The following is a 539-nucleotide window of genomic DNA, read 5'->3' as shown; positions in this document are numbered from 1 at the left end:
GGGGGTGACGTGCCGGGGTTCATGATGGTCGGGGTCCATCCGGAGACCGGGCAGATGTTCGCGGTCAGCAACAACGACCCGGTCGGCTGGGGTGCCACCCCCTCCCATGACGGCATGAACGCCGCCACTCACGTCTCGGGCAGTACGGGGCGCATCACCCCGATCGAGGTTCTGGAGGCCAGGACGGGGATGTTCTTCGAGCGGGTGGAGCTGCGGGAGGACTCCGGGGGTGCGGGGCGGTTCCGGGGTGGGGTGGGGCTGCGGCGTGACATCCGGTTCGTGGTGCCGGGGGAGTTCCTGTCGGTGATCAAGAAGACGCGGTCGCGGCCGTGGGCGCTGGAGGGCGGGCTGGAGCCTGAGCCCAACCAGGTGATGGTCTTTCCCGGTACCGAGCGTGAGCGTCGGGTGAGCACGAAGCGGACCCGGGTGGAGGTCGGGGACCGGGTCACGTTGCTGACGGCCGGGGGCGGCGGGCACGGCGATCCGCGCGAGCGCGATCCCGAGCTGGTGCGCCGTGACGTCGCCGAGGGCTACGTCTC

Annotated in this window: 1 protein-coding gene; it reads left to right on the top strand. The window is 71.1% G+C overall.

Annotated elements, in window-relative coordinates; all coding sequences use genetic code 11:
- Window positions 1-9: 9 nt before the first annotated feature.
- Window positions 10-539, top strand: a 530-nt coding sequence (locus tag ACTOQ2_RS44075) for a hydantoinase B/oxoprolinase family protein (RefSeq protein WP_440108023.1), incomplete at its 3' end; no start/stop codon positions are given.

Origin of the sequence: Streptosporangium sp. H16 (assembly GCF_051918855.1) — a bacterium.
GTDB lineage: Bacteria > Actinomycetota > Actinomycetes > Streptosporangiales > Streptosporangiaceae > Streptosporangium.
The sequence above is the reverse complement of the archived record's forward strand: the minus strand, read 5'-3'. Positions and strand labels throughout refer to the sequence as shown.